16 protein-coding genes and 1 pseudogene are annotated in these 16,721 nt (G+C 69.6%); 9 read left to right on the top strand and 8 right to left on the bottom strand.

What is annotated here, in order from left to right; translation table 11 throughout:
- Positions 1 to 227: 227 nt before the first annotated feature.
- Together ADL12_RS48430 and ADL12_RS48425 are read right to left on the bottom strand one after the other, a co-directional pair.
- On the bottom strand, positions 228 to 1,199 hold the full coding sequence (locus ADL12_RS48430) for a sensor histidine kinase (protein WP_062715623.1): 972 nt from the start codon (positions 1,197 to 1,199) through the stop codon (positions 228 to 230).
- A gap of 262 nt (positions 1,200 to 1,461) precedes the next feature.
- Positions 1,462 to 2,598, bottom strand: coding sequence for an isoaspartyl peptidase/L-asparaginase family protein (locus ADL12_RS48425; RefSeq protein WP_079052692.1), 1,137 nt, complete (start codon positions 2,596 to 2,598; stop codon positions 1,462 to 1,464).
- A gap of 369 nt (positions 2,599 to 2,967) precedes the next feature.
- Between ADL12_RS48425 and ADL12_RS48420 the strand changes: the two genes are divergently transcribed.
- Positions 2,968 to 5,619: an RICIN domain-containing protein gene (locus ADL12_RS48420; RefSeq protein WP_062715622.1), complete on the top strand. Its 2,652-nt coding sequence runs from the start codon at positions 2,968 to 2,970 to the stop codon at positions 5,617 to 5,619.
- Between the two features lie 462 nt (positions 5,620 to 6,081).
- Here ADL12_RS48420 and ADL12_RS48415 read toward each other — a convergent pair whose 3' ends face one another.
- From ADL12_RS48415 to ADL12_RS48405, 3 genes are all read right to left on the bottom strand, one after another.
- A complete protein-coding gene (locus ADL12_RS48415) occupies positions 6,082 to 6,363 on the bottom strand; it encodes a hypothetical protein (protein WP_159053519.1) in 282 nt (93 codons plus the stop codon).
- Entirely contained in the window at positions 6,360 to 6,569 is a 210-nt protein-coding gene (locus ADL12_RS48410; RefSeq protein ID WP_079052691.1) for a hypothetical protein, read from the bottom strand. The genes ADL12_RS48415 and ADL12_RS48410 overlap by 4 nt, the downstream gene beginning before the upstream one ends.
- A 198-nt stretch (positions 6,570 to 6,767) precedes the next feature.
- A complete protein-coding gene (locus ADL12_RS48405; protein WP_062715620.1) occupies positions 6,768 to 7,952 on the bottom strand; it encodes a helix-turn-helix domain-containing protein in 1,185 nt (394 codons plus the stop codon).
- 303 nt (positions 7,953 to 8,255) lie between these two features.
- Between ADL12_RS48405 and ADL12_RS54765 the strand changes: the two genes are divergently transcribed.
- Together ADL12_RS54765 and ADL12_RS52220 are read left to right on the top strand one after the other, a co-directional pair.
- Positions 8,256 to 8,939 carry a hypothetical protein gene (locus ADL12_RS54765; RefSeq protein ID WP_159053518.1) on the top strand — a complete coding sequence of 228 codons (684 nt, stop codon included), beginning with the start codon at positions 8,256 to 8,258 and terminating at the stop codon, positions 8,937 to 8,939.
- A 223-nt stretch (positions 8,940 to 9,162) separates the two neighbouring features.
- A pseudogene (locus ADL12_RS52220) lies at positions 9,163 to 9,318 on the top strand (RNA polymerase sigma factor); the annotation flags it as partial.
- Positions 9,319 to 9,338: 20 nt separating this feature from the next.
- Here ADL12_RS52220 and ADL12_RS48395 read toward each other — a convergent pair.
- Together ADL12_RS48395 and ADL12_RS48390 are read right to left on the bottom strand one after the other, a co-directional pair.
- Positions 9,339 to 10,115 (bottom strand): Fpg/Nei family DNA glycosylase, encoded by a 777-nt coding sequence (locus ADL12_RS48395; RefSeq protein WP_062715618.1) that lies wholly within the window; start codon positions 10,113 to 10,115, stop codon positions 9,339 to 9,341.
- Between the two features lie 75 nt (positions 10,116 to 10,190).
- Entirely contained in the window at positions 10,191 to 11,225 is a 1,035-nt protein-coding gene (locus ADL12_RS48390) for a medium chain dehydrogenase/reductase family protein (protein ID WP_062715617.1), read from the bottom strand.
- Positions 11,226 to 11,346: 121 nt separating this feature from the next.
- Here ADL12_RS48390 and ADL12_RS48385 point away from each other — a divergent pair, with 121 nt between their 5' ends.
- Both ADL12_RS48385 and ADL12_RS48380 read left to right on the top strand, forming a co-directional pair.
- A complete protein-coding gene (locus ADL12_RS48385; RefSeq protein WP_062715616.1) occupies positions 11,347 to 12,003 on the top strand; it encodes a TetR/AcrR family transcriptional regulator in 657 nt (218 codons plus the stop codon).
- 186 nt (positions 12,004 to 12,189) lie between these two features.
- Positions 12,190 to 12,963 carry a polysaccharide deacetylase family protein gene (locus ADL12_RS48380; RefSeq protein WP_062715615.1) on the top strand — a complete coding sequence of 258 codons (774 nt, stop codon included), beginning with the start codon at positions 12,190 to 12,192 and terminating at the stop codon, positions 12,961 to 12,963.
- A gap of 34 nt (positions 12,964 to 12,997) precedes the next feature.
- On the opposite strand, the gene ADL12_RS48375 is transcribed toward ADL12_RS48380, so the two are convergent.
- The gene (locus ADL12_RS48375; RefSeq protein WP_062715614.1) at positions 12,998 to 13,588 is read right to left on the bottom strand and encodes a hypothetical protein; all 591 of its coding nucleotides are present in this window, start codon (positions 13,586 to 13,588) and stop codon (positions 12,998 to 13,000) included.
- Between the two features lie 127 nt (positions 13,589 to 13,715).
- On the opposite strand from ADL12_RS48375, the gene ADL12_RS57955 reads away from it, so the two are divergent.
- From ADL12_RS57955 to ADL12_RS48360, 4 genes are all read left to right on the top strand, one after another.
- Positions 13,716 to 13,841 carry a hypothetical protein gene (locus tag ADL12_RS57955; protein WP_279617202.1) on the top strand — a complete coding sequence of 42 codons (126 nt, stop codon included), beginning with the start codon at positions 13,716 to 13,718 and terminating at the stop codon, positions 13,839 to 13,841.
- A gap of 384 nt (positions 13,842 to 14,225) precedes the next feature.
- Positions 14,226 to 14,429, top strand: a complete 204-nt coding sequence (locus tag ADL12_RS48370) for a cold-shock protein (protein WP_030648194.1) — start codon at positions 14,226 to 14,228, stop codon at positions 14,427 to 14,429.
- A 175-nt stretch (positions 14,430 to 14,604) separates the two neighbouring features.
- Positions 14,605 to 16,122, top strand: coding sequence for a DEAD/DEAH box helicase (locus tag ADL12_RS48365; RefSeq protein WP_062715613.1), 1,518 nt, complete (start codon positions 14,605 to 14,607; stop codon positions 16,120 to 16,122).
- Positions 16,123 to 16,330: 208 nt separating this feature from the next.
- The gene (locus ADL12_RS48360; protein WP_062715612.1) at positions 16,331 to 16,600 is read left to right on the top strand and encodes an SCO5918 family protein; all 270 of its coding nucleotides are present in this window, start codon (positions 16,331 to 16,333) and stop codon (positions 16,598 to 16,600) included.
- Positions 16,601 to 16,721 lie beyond the last annotated feature (121 nt).

Here is a 16,721-nt window from a genome sequence, read left to right as displayed (position 1 = left end):
CTTATCCGCGAAAACACCTGCGATGCTCTAGATATCAATCTTTGGCCGATTTATTCGAATGCCGGGTAGATGAAATGCGATAGGGGTAACCACCGCGAGTTCGAACATGCTATCGGAGCGGTGTCTGAGAGGCCCCGAAGCAGGCTCCGTCGTACCGGCTCGCGGCCGCCACACTGGTCAGTGGTGCGGCTCGCGCCCTTTCGGCCGCTCGACCCGCCTCCGGCGGATCAGTCCGTCGGCAGCCGCAGCTCCGTCTCCGCGCCCCCCTCCGGACGGTTGCGGAAGGTCAGGCGGGCGCCGAGCAGGCGGGCCTGGCCGGTCACGATGGTCAGACCGAGGCCGGTGCCGCCGGTCCGGGAGCCCGTGCGGAAGCGCTGAGGGCCGGAGGTGTGCAGCACGGCGAGCAGATCGGGCGGGAAACCGGGGCCGTGGTCGCGGACCCGGACCACGGGGCCGTCGACCTCCACCTCCACGGGCGGGGCGCCGTGCCGCAGGGCGTTGGCGGCCAGGTTGGCCAGGACCCGCTCGACACGGCGCGGGTCGGTGACCACGACCGCGTCCGCCACGACCTTCACCCGCACGTCGTCGAGCCCGGCGACCGCACGCCGGGTCATCGCGCTCATCTCACGCTCCTCGGTCTCCACCGCCGCCACCTGGGAGTCCAGCCGGGCCACTTCCAGCACGTCCTCCACCAGCCCGCGCAGCTTCTGCACGCTGCCTGCCACCAGTTCGGACGCCCGGCCGGGCGGCAGCAGGCCGACCGCCGTCGACATGCCCGCGACCGGCGTGCGCAACTCGTGCGCGATGTCGGCGGTCACCCGGCGCTCGGCCTCCAGACGGGCGCCGAGCGCGTCCGCCATGGTGTTGACGGAGGCGGCGAGCCGGGCGATCTCGTCGCCGCCGTGGGGGCGTACCCGGGCGTCGAGGTCGCCGTCGGCGATGCGTTCCGCCGTACGCGCGGCGGCCGTGGCCCGCCGCCCCATCCGCACTCCCAGCAACAGTCCGGCCAGGGACACAAGGACGGTGACGGCCGCGCCCGTGGCGAACAGCGTCCGGTCGAGTGCGGCCAGGGACCGCTCCTCGGGGGCGTACGAACGGCGGATCGCGAGCACCTTCCGGTCCGAGATCCGGGTCGCCGCCCACAGCACCGGATCCTCACCACCCTCCTGCAGGTAGGTCACCCGGACGTCGTCGCGCACGGCCCGTGCCACCGGGCCGGGCAGATCAGGGGGGTCGAGCCTGGCCTGCGACCTGCGTCCGTCAGCGTGGTCGCGGGCGGCGCTGGACTTGACGCCGCCGTGCGCAGTGAGTCCCCCGTCCCGCTCCTGCCCAGCGGTGTCTCTCCGATGGTCGCGTGTGGTCCCCTTGGGCATCGTGGTTCATGCCGTGGCACCCATCGGGGACGAGCTGGCTCGAGATAGTCCGGCCGGGGGCCGGCCGGCCAGGCCCCCGGCCGCCCGGTCAGGAGTTGGCGGGGGATTCGTCCGGGAAGATCCTGGTCACGATCGTGCCGTCCTTCCTGAGGTAGCCGTAGAGCATCCCGGTGCTGCTGTGCGGGGCGTCGAACGTGCCGTCAGGGCCGAGCACGATCACCCCGCCGGTGCCGCCGAGCTGCGGCAGGCGCTTGACGATGACCTGGTACGCCGCCTGGGCCACGTTCATCTTGCCGAACTCGATCAGGTGGGAGATCGTCGATGTCGCCGCGCCCCGGATGAACACCTCGCCCGCGCCGGTCGCACTCGCCGCCACGACGCCGTTCTTCGCGTACGTACCGGCTCCGATGATCGGCGAATCGCCCACTCGGCCGGGCAGCTTGTTCGTCAGCCCGCCGGTCGACGTCGCTGCGGCCAGATCCTTCTTGCGGTCGATCGCCACCGAGCCGACCGTGCCCTTGGACTGCTCGTCGGCCAGCAGTTCCCTGGACTTGGCGGCGGTCTTGTCGCCCCCTTCGGCGGCCTTCGCGGCCAGCAGGGCGTCCCACCGGGCCTGCGTGAAGTAGTAGTCCTGGGTCACCGTCTTCAGGCCGTGCTGCGCGGCGAAGTCGTCCGCTCCTTCCCCGGCCAGCATCACGTGTTTCGACTCGTCCATCACTAGGCGGGCCGCCTGGATGGGATTGCGCACGTTGCGCACCCCGGCGACGGCGCCCGCCTTCAGGTCGGAGCCGCGCATGATGGAGGCGTCGAGCTCGTGCCCGGCGTCGGCGTTGAACACCGCCCCCTTGCCCGCGTTGAACAGCGGGTTGTCCTCCAGTCGCTGCACTGCCGCCTGCACGGCGTCGGTGCTGTTGCCACGCCGGTCGAGTACCTTCTGCCCTGCTCGCAGGGCCTTGGTGAGTCCGTCCCGGTATGCCTTGGCACGTTCCGGCGATGTCGTGGCGGGGTCCAGTGCCGTTCCGGCGCCGCCGTGCACCGCGAGCACCACGCCCTTGGCGTCCGGCGCGGGCTTCGTGCCGGTCTTGTCTCCGTCTCCCCTCTGCTCGGCGGCGGGCAGAGTCCGCTCGGTGGCCGAGGCCGCGGCCCCGCCCTGGGGGGCGGCGAGCGCCGCGGCCACCGCCGCGGACGCTGCCAGGGCGGGAAGAATCAGCTTCACAGGTCGCATGTGTGTGTATTCCTCCGGTTCGCTGCTTCGGATCGTGTTCGTTTCATGAGCACCCCGCGTGGGGGATGGCCGCCGTGCCATCCCTCCATCCATCCCCGCAGCTGCAGGTTGTATCGGCGGATCGGTCACACGAGGGCCTTCGACGGCTGCTTCGCCGTGATGTCGGGGAGTCCCCGTGGCCGCCGACGGCAAACGGCCGGTGGACGCTGAACCACGCCTACCGCACCACGAGATGACCGGAAAAAAGTTCCCGGCTCGCGGCAACCCTGTGCGGCTCCTGTGACCACAAGAAGGCGGATCCGGCCAGTTCCGGTGGCCGGGATCCGTGTTTCCTCTGGTGACCGGCTTTACAAGGAGAACGCCTCCCCCATGAACAACCCCACGAACGGCGGGCGCCGCGGGCGTCATCGCCGCCGCTGGACCGCCACCGGTCTGCTGCTCGGCGTGCCGGCCGTCCTCGTGCCGTACCTCCTGTACGCACAGGAGGACTCGCAGGCCGCGACGGTCGAGGCCGGCGCCTACTACCAGCTGGTCTCCGTGCGCAGCGGCAAGGTGCTGGACGTCAACGGCTTCTCCACCGCCGACGGCACCCGCATCCAGCAGTGGACCGACCAGCACACCGCCAACCAGCAGTGGAAGCTGAAGCCCACCGGGGACGGCTACTACGAGCTGGTGAACCGCAACAGCGGCAAAGTGCTGGGCATAGCGGGGAATTCGACCGCCCGGGCGGCCGTCGCCGAGCAGCAGACCGACAGCTCCTCCACCTCCCAGGAGTGGCGGATCGACGAGGTGAGCGGTTCCGGCGCCGTCACCTTCACCTCGCGCAGGAGCGGCCAGGTCCTGGACGTCTCCGGAGGCTCCACGGCCCAGGGCGCGGCGGTCATCCAGTATCCGAGCCGGGGCAGCGCCAACCAGCAGTGGAAGCTGGTGAAGACGGCCCAGACCCCGGCGGCAGGGACCGGCGGGGCACAGACCACGGCCGCGGCCGGACCGTATGTGTGGAAGAACGCCCAGGTGGTGGGCGGCGGTTACGTCACCGGGCTGGTGTTCAACCAGCGGGAGAAGGGTCTGCTGTACGCGCGCACCGACATGGGCGGCGCCTACCGCTGGGACACTGCGGCCGAGCAGTGGATCCCGCTGACCGACTGGGTCAGCGAGAAGGACTGGAACCTGCTGGGCATCGACTCGCTGGCGACCGACCCCATCGACCCCAAGCGGCTCTACCTCGGAGCGGGCACCTACACCAACGGCTGGGCGGGCAACGGCTCGATCCTGCGCTCCACCGACCGGGGCCGCACCTTCAAGCGCACCGACCTGCCCTTCAAGCTGGGCGGCAACGAGGACGGCCGCGGGGCGGGCGAGCGGCTGGTGGTCGACCCCGCGAACAACGCCAACCTGCTCCTCGGCAGCCGCAAGAACGGCCTGTGGCGCAGCACCGACCACGGCGTCACATGGAGCCAGGTCTCCTCGTTCCCCGTCAAGGACGGGGCGAGCAGCGGCGGTGGCATCTCCTTCGTGACGTACGGCCCGGCCGGCAGCAAGACGATCTACGTCGGCGTCGCCGACAGGTCCACCTCCCTGTACCGCTCCACCGACGGCGGCAGCACCTGGCGGGCCGTCTCCGGGCAGCCCACCGGCCAGATGCCGCAGCACGGCGTGCTCTCCGGTGACGGCTCGCTGTACCTGACGTACACCAACAACCTCGGACCCAACGGCGTGACGGCGGGTTCGGTGTGGAAGTACACGCCGGGCAGCGGGGCGTGGAAGAACATCTCCCCGTCCCAGGGCAGTTACGGCTTCTCCGGTCTGGCCGTCGACCCGCGCAAGCCGTCCACGGTGATGGTCACCACCCTCGGCCGCTGGTGGCCCGAGGACGAGTTCTACCGGAGCACCGACGGCGGCGCGACCTGGACGGCGCAGGCCGGGAAATCGAAGCGGAACGCGTCCGCCGCTCCTTACGTCGGCACTCACACCGGGCACTGGATGACCGCCCTGGCCATCGATCCCTTCAACTCCGGGCACGTGCTGTACGGCACCGGCAACGGCATCCTGCGCAGCAAGAACGCCAACGCCTCCGACAGCGGCGGCACCAGCCACTGGAGCACGGGCGCCCGAGGGCTTGAGGAGACCGCGCTGCTGGACGCGATCGCGCCTCCCGGCGGTGCCGCCGTCATCACCTCCATGGGCGACCAGGGCGGCTTCCGCCACGACTCCCTGACCAAGGTGCCCTCCGGGCGGCTGAACAACCCGATGATGACCAACAGCACCGACATCGACTTCGCCCAGTCCAAGCCGTCGATGATGGTCCGCGTCGGCCGGGGCGGCGCGCAGGACGGCGCCTACTCCACCGACGGCGGCAGCAGCTGGAACGGCTTCAAGGCAGAGCCGGTGGCCGGTGCCCAGGACGGCCATGTCGCGCTCGCGGCGGACGGCTCCGCCATCGTCTGGACCGAGGAGGGTCAGGCCCCGTACCGCTCGACCGACAAGGGGGCGAGCTGGTCGAAGGTCAGCGGCCTGGGCAACGGCGCCGTGGTCGTCGCCGACCGTTCCTCGGCCAAGATCTTCTACTCCCTGTCCGGCGGCACGCTCTACGCCAGCACCGACGGCGGCGCGACCTTCACCGCCCGCGCCGGCAACCTGCCCAGCGGCCGGCTCACGGCCGTCCCCGGCATCGCCGGAGACCTGTGGATCGCCGGCGCCGACAAGGGGCTGCTGCACTCCACCGACGGCGGCCGCACCTTCACCAGGCTCAACTCGGTGAAGTCCGCCTCCGCCCTCGGCTTCGGCAAGGCCAAGCCGGGCACCTCCTACCAGGCCCTGTACCTGATGGGCACCGTCAAGGACGTCACCGGCGTCTTCCGCTCCACCGACAAGGGCGCCACCTGGCTCCGCGTCAACGACGACGCCCACCAGTGGGGCAACATCAGCGGCAGCGGCGTCATCACCGGCGACCCCGACACCTACGGGCGTGTCTACGTCGGCACCAACGGACGCGGTCTCCAGTACGGCGACCCGTCCTGACACCGACGCCCGAGCGGGGCCGCAGCCACAGCGGCCTGCGGCCCCGCCGTGGCTGAGAGGCGACGCGGAAGAAACGAGCGGCTCACGAGGACCCGGCCGGGCGCGCCGCGGGTCGGGTGTGGACGGCCGTGACGAAGTTCTCGGGGTCGTCCAGACCCACGAGCCGTGGCGTCCCGGAGCTCCGGGAACCGCTCGGAATGGGGTCTACCCCCGAGCTGCCAGGCGGCCCTGTCCAGACGGCTTCTCAAACGGTGACTGTGATACCCGGGACGAGTGGGGTCACCTCGACGAAGTCGAAGTAAGTGGCTGATCCGAACACTCCGGTCTAGCAGTTCTGACGATACCGGCTGGTCAGCGAGCATGGGAATGCCCCGCCCATGCGCCACGAGGTGTGGCGTACGAACGGGGCGCTTCCGATCCGCTGAGTGTTGCTCGCCGTCCAGCGGGCCGGGGCCTTGGGGGTTACTCGTCTCGCGTCACGCTGCCGTGATCAGGCACGACAAGGCCGTCCGGCGTCGTCCGGACAAACGCAGGTGACGCCATCAGATGCGCCGCCACCTTCTGCACCACGTCGGCGTTCCACGTCCCCATGGCCACCATCGGACGACCGTCCGGCGCCACACGCGGTGCCAGCCAGCCAAGATCCCGCCTCGGAACCCCGATCGCCAGCAAAGCCTGGAACAGCGCCTCATGCGCGTCAGCGGCAGCCTTCTTGCTGCTCCTGAAGACCTCCATCGGAATCACGAGCGCCGCCCCTTGCCCCGGTGCGGGTGGTTGCGGATCTCGATGTTGAGATCCGAGACCTTGGACATGTCGCGCTTCGCGCGTGCTTCCGAACGCTGCTCGTCCAACGCCTGGCACACGTCGCAATCCGTGTCAGGCTCCGGGTCGCCGTCGAGCCTCAACGGCAATTCAACGGGCGGACTGGGGTAGGTCCTGGGCAAGGTCACCCGCGCACCCCCGCTCGCTCGTGCAGCGTGAGGATTCTGGTTGTATGGGTCATGTCGTCAACCCCTTACCGGTTGGTGGCCACGCCCCCGGACCGGTCGCACGGTCGCGGGGGTCTTCTGACCCTGGCATCGTGCCGACATGCGACGGCCGGAACTATCAGACATCGCTGATAGCTCCGGCCGTCGATTGACGCTACGTCACATTCCCAGCCACGCCCCATAGTTGCTGAAGGTCTCTGGCATCCTGCGCCTGGCTGCCTCCAGCCCGGCGTAAGTCTCGCGCACCGTGGGGTGGTACCGCGTCTGCTGCGGCGCGAGCTTGCGCGCCTTCAACAGGCTCTTGAACGCTGCCTCCGTGCGCCCCGTCCACATCTGCGCTCGCGCCACCTCGGCGTGATGGTGCGCGAGTCGGGACGGCGGCCACCCGTCCGGAATCGTGACCTCCTGCGCGGAGTGCACGGCTTCGGGATACAGGTCCAGTTCGGCCAGCACACTGACCCGGTGCACGCCGACGTTGGTTGGGCCGAAGGACAGCCAATGAACCTTCTCAGCCGGGCCGGTCCTCTCCGCGATGCGCTCTGCCTCGCTGAGGTGTCCTTCTGCGGTGTCCTTGTCCTTGTCGCGTCCCGCCAGCACGGCGGCGCCGAGGTGGAGCTGTCCGGTGACGGCATCGGTCACGAGTCCCGGCTCCGCCTGTTCGAGGGTGGCCATACCCAACCGGACCAGCCGCTTACCCGTCCGGTAGTCGCTCGCCCGGAGATGGGCGAGTGCCCGCAGGTACTGACGCATCCCGCCGAGTACGGCGTCAGAGGCCCGCTGCGCTGCCCAGTCCATACGGTCAAGCGCCACCGTGCACAGGTCGGGAAACCCGAGTTTCGTCGTCACGTCGTAGGCGGTCCGGTACGTACTCGCGAGCAGTCGCCAGTTACGGTCTGCCGGGTCTGTGTGCGCCGTCGTCGTGGCCTCATGAATCAGGCTGGGGAGATCAGCGGCAACCTGCTTGATGTTCGTCGCGCGGACCATGGCACACAGCTTCTCTGCGTGCGCCTCCAGCTCCTCAACCGGGCGCGGGGTCACGTCCGGGTCGGGGCCGAGGTCGTAGATGTTCAGGGCCTCGCGAATCGGGTTGATCAGGCCGTCCAACTGATCTTGTCGCAGCTCTTCCAGGTAGGGCTGTCCGGTCAACTCGGTGACCGGCACCGAGAGGGCGCGAGCAAGCGCGCCGATCACCGAGGGACTCGCGGGCAAGACGCCCTGCTCCACCTTGGTCAGGGTGCTGTAAGAGATGTGCGAGAGATCGGCCAACTCGCGCTGCGTCAACCGGCGGACTTTGCGCACATGCGCGATGCGTGCGCCTGTGTGCTCATCAGTGTGCGGGGGCATACTGGTCTCCGTTCTGCATCGACACCAGAACGGTACCCCCGGCCCATTGCCGGGGAACTGCGATCGGTCCTCGCCGCTCCTTGGCGAGGACCGTTGCTGTCTGAACGTGCAGTGCTACGAGGGCTACCTCAAGCCTTGTAGGCCGTCCGCCCCAGCCCTCCCCCCGGGCATCACCAACTCGGGGCCGTCGCTCTTGGTTTCGCAGCCGGCGCTGGTCGCTGCGCTTCGGGACAGGGCCCGGCATGGTGTCACCTCCCCTTGAAGCACGCACAGTGCCAACTGCCGTGCTCCATAATGGTGTTCATGTCAGCTGCCCCCACTACGACGCTGTCCGGCTTCTACAAGTCCTGCCGCCTCGGACACTCCGATCTCCTTGAGTTGTTTTCGATCGCAACCGGGCCTATCCCAACCGGATACGTGAACGTGACCACGGAGCACAACAGCACCCGCCGGGTCGCCCATTCACTGACAGATCTGATTAACGACGTCACCACAGCGCCCGGCTATGACAGCCATGCTCCATGGAACAACCTTCAGTTCGAGGCTACGGACCCCAACGGAGCACTGGAAGTCCACATCGGCATCGTCCCCGCGGGCATCCACGTAAAGGTGACGGGAGAAAATGAAATCCTTGTCCATGGGCAGCATGCGCGTATCGAGTTGTTCCTGCGCAAGCGAGGCGGCCAGGAGCATAATCGTCCACGCACTTTCGAATTCATGCTAGGAATAACCACTGCTGCCGTATTTTGGAGCCTTACGCCTGGAGCCGCCCCCATCGCCACCATCATGGCTTTGACATTTATGGTCAGCCTCTACAGCAGGCGCGCTAAGCTGAAGATCCGCGAAGACATTCCGCAGGGGTCGACTTGGAGCCGCTTCACTCCGATCGAGAAAGTCACAGTGGTTGGCATCTACGTCACGGCACTCGGAGTGGTTGGAACCTTGGCCTCAGGAGCAACAGACGTACTCGACGCCTTTAAGAAGTAAGTACGGCCAAATTCTGCTGATCGACACACCCGTCGAGTAATCGTCGCCATTTCATACGACAGAAGGTGGCACAGGTGTCTGGTTGCATTGGATAGGCTCCGGCAACCGTAAAACCCGTACACGATCCGAGCCGCTATACGCGTGCGGTTCGGCGTTTCGGGCCGAGAGGGTATGTCCCCAGGTCAAAGTGTGATTACGCTCCGCCGTAACTACGCAGTCAGCACAGCGCAGCGTGGTGGTGCTGCGGTACTGGGAGGAGCTCACCACCGAGGAGACCGCCCACGTACTGGGCATCTCCCCCGGCACGGTCAAGAGCACCCTGCACCGGGCACTCACGCTCCTGCGCCAGGAACTGACCGAGCGCGAGGCGGCCGCCTGAGCTGGGGCGGCACCCCCGCGCTACTGGCATTGCGGACACCACACCGTGCCGCGGCCTGCCATGCGGGACCGGCGTAGGGAGTTGCCGCAGCGGGGGCAGGTCGGGGCGGGGTCGTCGCGGTGGCCGGTGAGCCAGGAGTCGCGCGGTGGGACGCAGCCGGCGGTAACCGCGGAGCGCAGGGTGCGGCGCATGTGCGCGTACAGGTGACGGCAGTCGGCCTCGGTGAGATCGCCCGCCTTGGTCGTGGGGCGCAATCTCGCCCGCCACAGGATCTCGTCGGCCAGCAGATTGCCGAGTCCGGCCAGGACGGACTGGTCGATGAGGGCCGTTTTGACGCTGCCGCGACGTGCGGAGAGCGCGTCCTCGAACTCCTTGCGGCTCACCGTCATCGCGTCGGGCCCCTGGCGGTCCAGGAGCCGTGCGACCTCCGACTCGTCGTCGGCCAGCCAGAGGCCCTGCAGCTTGCGCTGGTCGCGGTAGCGGAGCTGACGGTCACGGGCCACGGTGAACAGCACGCGGTCGTGCGCCTCGACCGCGTCGTCGGGACGACCGCAGACCAGTTCGCCGGTCATCCCGAAGTGCAGCATGAGGGTGGGACCGCCGGTGCGGGCGAGCAGCCACTTCCCGTGCCGCTCCGGCTCGGTGAAACGCCGGCCTTCCACCGCGTCACGCAGCCGCCTCGTGCTCACTCCGCGCAGTACGCCGGTGTCGCGCACGTCGACGCGTTGGATGATCCTGCCCTTCGCGCAGGACTTGAGCACGTTCCGGAATCCCTCGACGTCCGGCAGCTCAGGCATGGATACGTCCTCTCCGGCCGCAACCTCCCTCAGAACATGGTCCCTCCGGGCAGGTCCTTGTGTGGGACGCCGTGCCTACGGGTTCAGCACGACCTTTCCGGCGACCGTCCCCGACTCCGCGAGCCGCAGCGCCTGCGCGGCGCGGGCCAGCGGCAGCTGGGCGGCGATCTGGGCGCTGACCTCGCCGCGCTGGAGGGCGGCGAAGACCTGGGTGAGGTCGGTGCGGAGGCGGGCGCGGAAGCGGTTCTTGGCCAGGGCCCGGCCGGCCCAGACGTTGAAGAAGTAGGCGCGGCGGCGGTTGGGCAGCGCGTTCCACGTCCACACCCGCAACAGCAGCTTGAGGACGGGCCACTGCTTGGAGCCCTCGGCGTCCCGGGTGGAGGCGCTGCCGTACGAGACGAGCGTGCCGCCGGGGGCGAGGAGGCGCCAGGAGTCGACGATGCCGCGGCCGCCGACGTGGTCGAAGACGGCGTGTACGCCGCCGCGCGGGGCGAGTGCGCGGATCCGTGCGGCAACGTCGTCGGCGCGGTAGTCGACGGGAACGACTCCCCGTTCACGCAGGGCGTCGTGGTGGCGCTCGGACGCCGTGCCGATCACCTGCGCACCCGCGGCCTGGGCGAGCTGGACCAGGACCGAACCGACGCCACCGTTCGCGCCGTGCACCACGACGGTGTGCCCCGCCCGGACGCGGGCCTTGCGGTGCAGCATCTGCCAGGCGGTGATGCCGTTGACGACGAGGGTCTCCGCCGCCGCCGCGCCGATCCCGTCGGGCACCGGCACCACGTCCGCCGCGTCGACGAGCACGTGGCTGGCCCAGCCGCCGACCTTGACCAACGCGGCGACCCGGGTGCCGGCCAGGCCCGGCTCGACGCCCTCGCCGGTCGCCTGCACCGTACCGACGAGGTCGTAGCCGGGCACGAACGGGAACGGCGGCTGGTCGTAGTAGCGGCCGCGCCGCATCTGCTGCTCGGCGAAGGAGACACCGGTCGCCTCCATCCGGATCACGACCTGGCCCGGGCCCGCGGCGGGGACGGCTCCATGCCGGATCTGAAGTCCCTCGGGCTCGACCTTGCCAGGCAGTACGACCTCGACGAGTCCTTCGGCGTTCATGGCGACCTCCACTGAGTTCCCGATGCAGTTACTTGCCTGCAGTTACTTGCCTTCACGTTCGTTAGAAGTTGTAACCCGACGAGTGCGGGAGTGTCAATAACTTCAGTGATAACCTCTAACTATGGTGAATTCGGAAGCGAAGACCCCGCGCGAGCGCTACCGCGCCCAGGTGCGTACGGAGATCAAGGAACGCGCGTGGGAACAGATCGCCACGGCGGGCGCGTCCGCGCTCTCCCTCAACGCGATCGCCAAGCAGATGGGCATGAGCGGACCCGCGCTGTACCGGTACTTCGGCGGCCGCGACGAGCTGATCACCGAGCTCGTCAGGGACGCGTACCGAAGCCTCGCCGACACCTTCCACGCGGCCGCGCAGGCCGGTTCCGGCGTGACCGGGCTGGCGCAGGCCTTGCGGGGATGGGCCCTGCAGGACCCCCACCGCTACTTCCTCATCTATGGCACGCCCGTCCCCGGCTATCAGGCCCCCGACGACACCACCGCGATCTCGTCCGAGATCATGGCGACCCTTCTGGACGCCTGCGCCGCGCTGCCCTCGGACGGCCCGTCGACACCGTTCGACGCGCACCTCGAAGGCCACCGGGACTGGGCGGGTGGCCATCCCGCCCCGCCCGCGGTCCTCCACCGGGCCCTGACCTTCTGGACCCGGCTGCACGGCGTCCTGTCCCTGGAACTCGCCGGCCACTTCACCGGTATGGGAATCGACCCCGCTCAGCTCTTCGCCGCCGAACTCGACGACTTGGCGGGCCCGCCGCGCGGCTGAAGGACGTCACTCCGGCGGGCCGCCGCTCGCCGAGTTGTCCGCGAACTCCCCCGGGATTGTCCGTGATCGGTACGAGATTGTCCGTGATCGGTAACGGACGCATCCCGTGGCCCCCGCCCCTCGTCCTGCCAGGTGGTCGCAAGGCGACCGGGCATCGGCGAGGAACTGCGCGAAAGCGGGGCGGACATGGCACGGCACGGTGGCGGGCGGGGCTGGTACGGCAAGGTGGTCGGGGCGGCGCTCGGGGTGACGGTGCTCGCCACCGGTGCCGCGGTGTGGACCGCGCAGGCCGGTGCCGTGGGCGGCTCGGCGCCGAAGGCGACCGCGTCGGCCACGCCGGGCAGTGCCGTCAAGCCGGTCGCGGTGACCATCGTGCATGCGTCGGACGCGGGGGCGCGCGGCGTCAACATCACCATCGACGACGGGCCCGACCCCGTGTGGACCCCTCAAGTGCTCGACGTGCTGCGGGAGTACGGGGTGAAGGCCACGTTCTGCGTGGTGGGGACGCAGGCCGAGGCCCACCCGGACCTCGTGAAGAAGGTGGTCGCGGCCGGGCACCGGCTGTGCGACCACTCGGTGTCGCACGACGTCACCATGGACAAGCAGTCCCAGGCCTACCAGTCGCAGCAGATACTCGACGCCGAACGCATGATCACCAAGGCGTCCGGGGGCGTACGGCCGATGTACTACCGGGCGCCGGGCGGGGCCTTCACCCCCTACAGCCGCACGCTCGCCGCCTCCCGGGGCATGCGCCCGCTGGGCTGGAACGTGGACTCCAAGGACTTCGAGCGGCCGGGCGCGGACGCCATCGTCGCCACCGTCGAGCGGGAGCTGCCCAACGGGCCGACGCTCCTCTTCCACGACGCGGGAGGCGACCGCTCCCAGACCGTCGAGGCCCTGCGCCGGATCCTCCCCCGGCTCAAGGAACAGGGCTACTCCTTCGGCTTCCCGGTGCGGTGAGCCCCGGCCCGAGCATGCGGAGAGCGGCCACTGGTCATCCGAGTTCGCAGGTGCCGGACCTCGATGCCCCGTCCTGTCCCGTCAGCTCCACGACGACCTGGCCGTCGGCGTCCTGGCTGTAGGCGATCGTGCAGGTCAACTGGCGGAGAGCGGTGCCGTCCAGGCCCTCCAGGGCGAGGGGCAGGCGGGTCGTGACCCTGCCGTCCGAGGAGTGCTCGACCTCGACGGTGCCGCCGGGGCGGGCGGCGGGGAGGGAGGTGCCCAGGCCGGCGGCTCGGTCTTCCTCCCGCGGACCGTGGAGCAACGCCGTGACGACCGTCTCCGTCGGCACCGGTCCAGCCGTGTCGCCGGCGTTCTGGTCCGCGGAGCCGGCGTCGACATATCCGTCACCGAACACGGTCGACGAGGGCCCGGTCGTCCGGATCACGGGGCTCAGCCCTCCGTCGGGGGAGCGGAAGAAGAGCAGCATGTCGTAGTCGCGGTTGAGGAAGGCCTGGAAGCTGGCGGGACCGCCCGCCTCGATGACGTCGGTCTCCTGGATACCGCAGCCACCGAGCAGCGGTACGGCCACTGCCGTGACGGCGACGGCGACGGCCGTACGTCGGCGTGTCCGCGCACGCCTCATCCGCCGGCCTCCTCCGCGTGCGCGTGGAGCGGTATCTCGACGGTAGCAGCACCAGGGCCACGCCCGTCAGCGCGCCTGCCTCCGGATCCGGCCCCCCAACGCGAACGCCGCCTGGTTCTACGGGCAGGTGCGGCCGGGCGACCCGTTCGAGATCACCGGCAAGGACACCAAGGGCGTGGTCGCGCCCGGGAACGGCTTCGGCGCGTGGAACCTGTCGTGGAGCGAGTGGCAGCAGAAGAGCGCGCTGCGCTGAGCGGGAATGTGACTCTCATCGCGGGAGGGGCGTTTCGGGGCGTTCGCCGCTGTGCCGTCCGCTGACGCCGGTGGCAGCGGCACGTCTGCCGTCGGCCGAGGTCACAGGGCTGTGGACGGGCGGGCACGGCAGGAAGGCCGCGCCCCCGGAGAGGAATATCTGTTCCCGTGAAATGAGAAATAGGCGCGGGGCCTGGCAAGTATTCCTCGAACGCCGGACGGAGTGGAATTGGCGATCGTGCAGGGCCGATCGCCACCGTGCTACTGTCGATCTCAGTTGCAGGTGTGGTTGCCAGAAGGTTCATTTTCCGACGGGTTAATCAGCACGGCGACACGGAATTCACACAGGGTGAATTCCTGAAAACGCCTCCGAAGGAGAAATGACATGGCTACTGGCACCGTGAAGTGGTTCAACGCGGAAAAGGGCTTCGGCTTCATCGAGCAGGACGGCGGCGGCCCCGACGTCTTCGCCCACTACTCGAACATCGCCACCCAGGGCTTCCGCGAGCTGCTGGAAGGCCAGAAGGTGTCGTTCGACATCGCGCAGGGCCAGAAGGGCCCGACGGCCGAGAACATCGTTCCCGCCTGACACCTGCGCCGACGCGCATACTTCGCAGCTGGGGCCCGCACCTTGGGGTGCGGGCCCCAGCTCGCTGCATTTCAGGGCGCAGCACACATCGTCTCTGGCTCGTTCTCGCGATTCTCTGCGCCGCTCGTCTGCTGCGGGAATTCCTTGATACGCGCCGCATCAAGGAAGGTCCCGCATGGATCGCACGCGCACTACCCGCACCACCCGTACAACCGGTACCACCCGTGGCCGCTCCGGCGGAGGAGCCGCCGCCAACCGCTCCGGCGGTCCGCGCCGTTCCAAAACCCACGGAACTCGACCGGCCGTCCAGGGTGAGTTCGCGCCGCCGAAGACGATCACACCGGCGCTGCCCGCCGTCGAGTCGTTCGCCGATCTCGCCATGCCCGCACGGCTGTTGGCGACGCTCGGCCACGAGGGCGTGACCGTGCCGTTCCCGATCCAGGCGGCGACCCTGCCGAACTCGCTGGCCGGCCGTGACGTACTCGGCCGTGGCCGCACCGGCTCGGGCAAGACCCTCGCCTTCGGCCTCGCTCTCCTGGCCCGTACGGCAGGGCGGCGTGCCGAGCCACGGCAGCCGCTCGCCCTCGTCCTCGTCCCCACCCGCGAGCTCGCCCAGCAGGTCACCGACGCGCTCACGCCGTACGCCCGATCCGTGAGCCTGCGACTGGCCACCGTCGTCGGCGGGATGTCCCTCGGCAGGCAGGCCGGTGCGCTGCGCGCCGGGGCCGAGGTGGTCGTCGCGACGCCCGGGCGGCTCAAGGACCTCATCGACCGGGGCGACTGCCGGCTGGACGCCGTCGACATCACGGTCCTCGACGAGGCCGACCAGATGGCCGACATGGGCTTCATGCCCCAGGTCACCGCCCTGCTCGACCAGGTGCGTCCCGACGGGCAGCGGATGCTCTTCTCGGCCACCCTCGACCGCAACGTCGACCGGCTGGTGCGGAACTACCTGCACGACCCCGTCGTCCACTCCGTCGACCCGTCGGCGGGCGCGGTCACCACCATGGAGCACCACGTCCTCCATGTGCACGAAGCGGACAAGCACCGGACGACCACCGAGATCGCGGCACGCGACGGCCGGGTGATCATGTTCCTCGACACCAAGCACGCGGTGGACCGGCTGACCAAGCACCTGCTGAGCAGCGGTGTCCGTGCCGCGGCCCTGCACGGCGGCAAGTCCCAGCCGCAGCGCACGCGGACGCTGGCCCAGTTCAAGAGCGGGCATGTGACGGTACTGGTGGCGACCAACGTCGCGGCGCGCGGCATCCACGTCGACAACCTCGACCTGGTCGTCAATGTGGATCCGCCCACCGACCACAAGGACTACCTGCACCGCGGCGGTCGTACGGCCCGCGCCGGCGAGTCCGGCAGCGTCGTCACCCTGGTGACCCGTGACCAGCGTCGCGAGGTGAGCCGACTGATGGCGTCGGCGGGCATCACCCCCCGGATCGCCCAGGTGCGGTCGGGCGAGGCGGAGTTGAGCCGCATCACAGGTGCCCAGGCGCCTTCCGGTGTCCCGGTCGTCATCACCGCGCCGCCCGTGGAACGTTCCCGCGGCGCGTCTTCCTCGTCCCCGTCCCGGGGTCGTCGAGGGCGCCGGGGCCAGGCAGGCCAGGGCCGTCCCGCCGGCGAAGCGGCGCGCCGCAGGGCACCGCGGCGGGCCGGCTCCGGCTCCGGCTCGGCTGCCTAGAGCCGAGCCGCCGGGTTCACCAGCCCGCCCCTCCCCGCCCCTGCCCATCACAGGCCCACCCCTGGAGTGGATCCCTCCCTCATGGCCGGTGCCCGTGTCGATCACCTCGTCCTCTGCGACGGGGACGAGGTGAGCACGGGCCTGATCACCCTCGCCGGCTGATCCACATCGCCGGTCACCCCGCCCTCCTCCTTCTCTGTGAGGCATCATGCGCTGTGTCATCGCCCGGTACCCGTTCGAGCTGACCAAGAGCGGGGTGCTGGCCTCGATGAAGGGCGTCAAGCCCGAACTCGTCACGGGTGAGTCCGTGACCGTCGGCCGCCGCCGCTACCCGGTCAAGCAAGTGGGCCAGGTCATCACCCGACAGGACCGCCGCGACTTCACCAGCGGCGAGGTGGTCCGGGCCATGACCAGCCTCGGCTTCACCTGCCACGAGCACCCCGAGGCCGCGCCGGTGGGCGTCCCCGCGGAGATGTGAGGGACCGGCGGGAAGCCGCCATCACCGGCCCGGAGAGGGCCCTGCCGACGCGCGTCGGCAGGGCCCTCTCCGTCGTATCGCCGCCGGCCGCTCTCGCAGGACCCAGGATGCCTATGCCACC

Source organism: Streptomyces regalis, from assembly GCF_001509475.1.
GTDB lineage: Bacteria > Actinomycetota > Actinomycetes > Streptomycetales > Streptomycetaceae > Streptomyces > Streptomyces regalis.
This window is presented reverse-complemented; position numbering and strand designations above follow the sequence as displayed.

What these genes read in the sequence shown, in the direction of transcription:
- ADL12_RS48425 (WP_079052692.1), bottom strand. Translation starts at nt 2,598, where the DNA reads ATGCGACCTGTGAAGCTGATTCTTCCCGCCCTGGCAGCGTCCGCGGCG.
- ADL12_RS48420 (WP_062715622.1), top strand. Translation starts at nt 2,968, where the DNA reads ATGAACAACCCCACGAACGGCGGGCGCCGCGGGCGTCATCGCCGCCGC.
- ADL12_RS48405 (WP_062715620.1), bottom strand. Translation starts at nt 7,952, where the DNA reads ATGCCCCCGCACACTGATGAGCACACAGGCGCACGCATCGCGCATGTG.
- ADL12_RS54765 (WP_159053518.1), top strand. Translation starts at nt 8,256, where the DNA reads ATGTCAGCTGCCCCCACTACGACGCTGTCCGGCTTCTACAAGTCCTGC.
- ADL12_RS48395 (WP_062715618.1), bottom strand. Translation starts at nt 10,115, where the DNA reads ATGCCTGAGCTGCCGGACGTCGAGGGATTCCGGAACGTGCTCAAGTCC.
- ADL12_RS48390 (WP_062715617.1), bottom strand. Translation starts at nt 11,225, where the DNA reads ATGAACGCCGAAGGACTCGTCGAGGTCGTACTGCCTGGCAAGGTCGAG.
- ADL12_RS48385 (WP_062715616.1), top strand. Translation starts at nt 11,347, where the DNA reads ATGGTGAATTCGGAAGCGAAGACCCCGCGCGAGCGCTACCGCGCCCAG.
- ADL12_RS48380 (WP_062715615.1), top strand. Translation starts at nt 12,190, where the DNA reads ATGGCACGGCACGGTGGCGGGCGGGGCTGGTACGGCAAGGTGGTCGGG.
- ADL12_RS48375 (WP_062715614.1), bottom strand. Translation starts at nt 13,588, where the DNA reads ATGAGGCGTGCGCGGACACGCCGACGTACGGCCGTCGCCGTCGCCGTC.
- ADL12_RS48370 (WP_030648194.1), top strand. Translation starts at nt 14,226, where the DNA reads ATGGCTACTGGCACCGTGAAGTGGTTCAACGCGGAAAAGGGCTTCGGC.
- ADL12_RS48365 (WP_062715613.1), top strand. Translation starts at nt 14,605, where the DNA reads ATGGATCGCACGCGCACTACCCGCACCACCCGTACAACCGGTACCACC.
- ADL12_RS48360 (WP_062715612.1), top strand. Translation starts at nt 16,331, where the DNA reads ATGCGCTGTGTCATCGCCCGGTACCCGTTCGAGCTGACCAAGAGCGGG.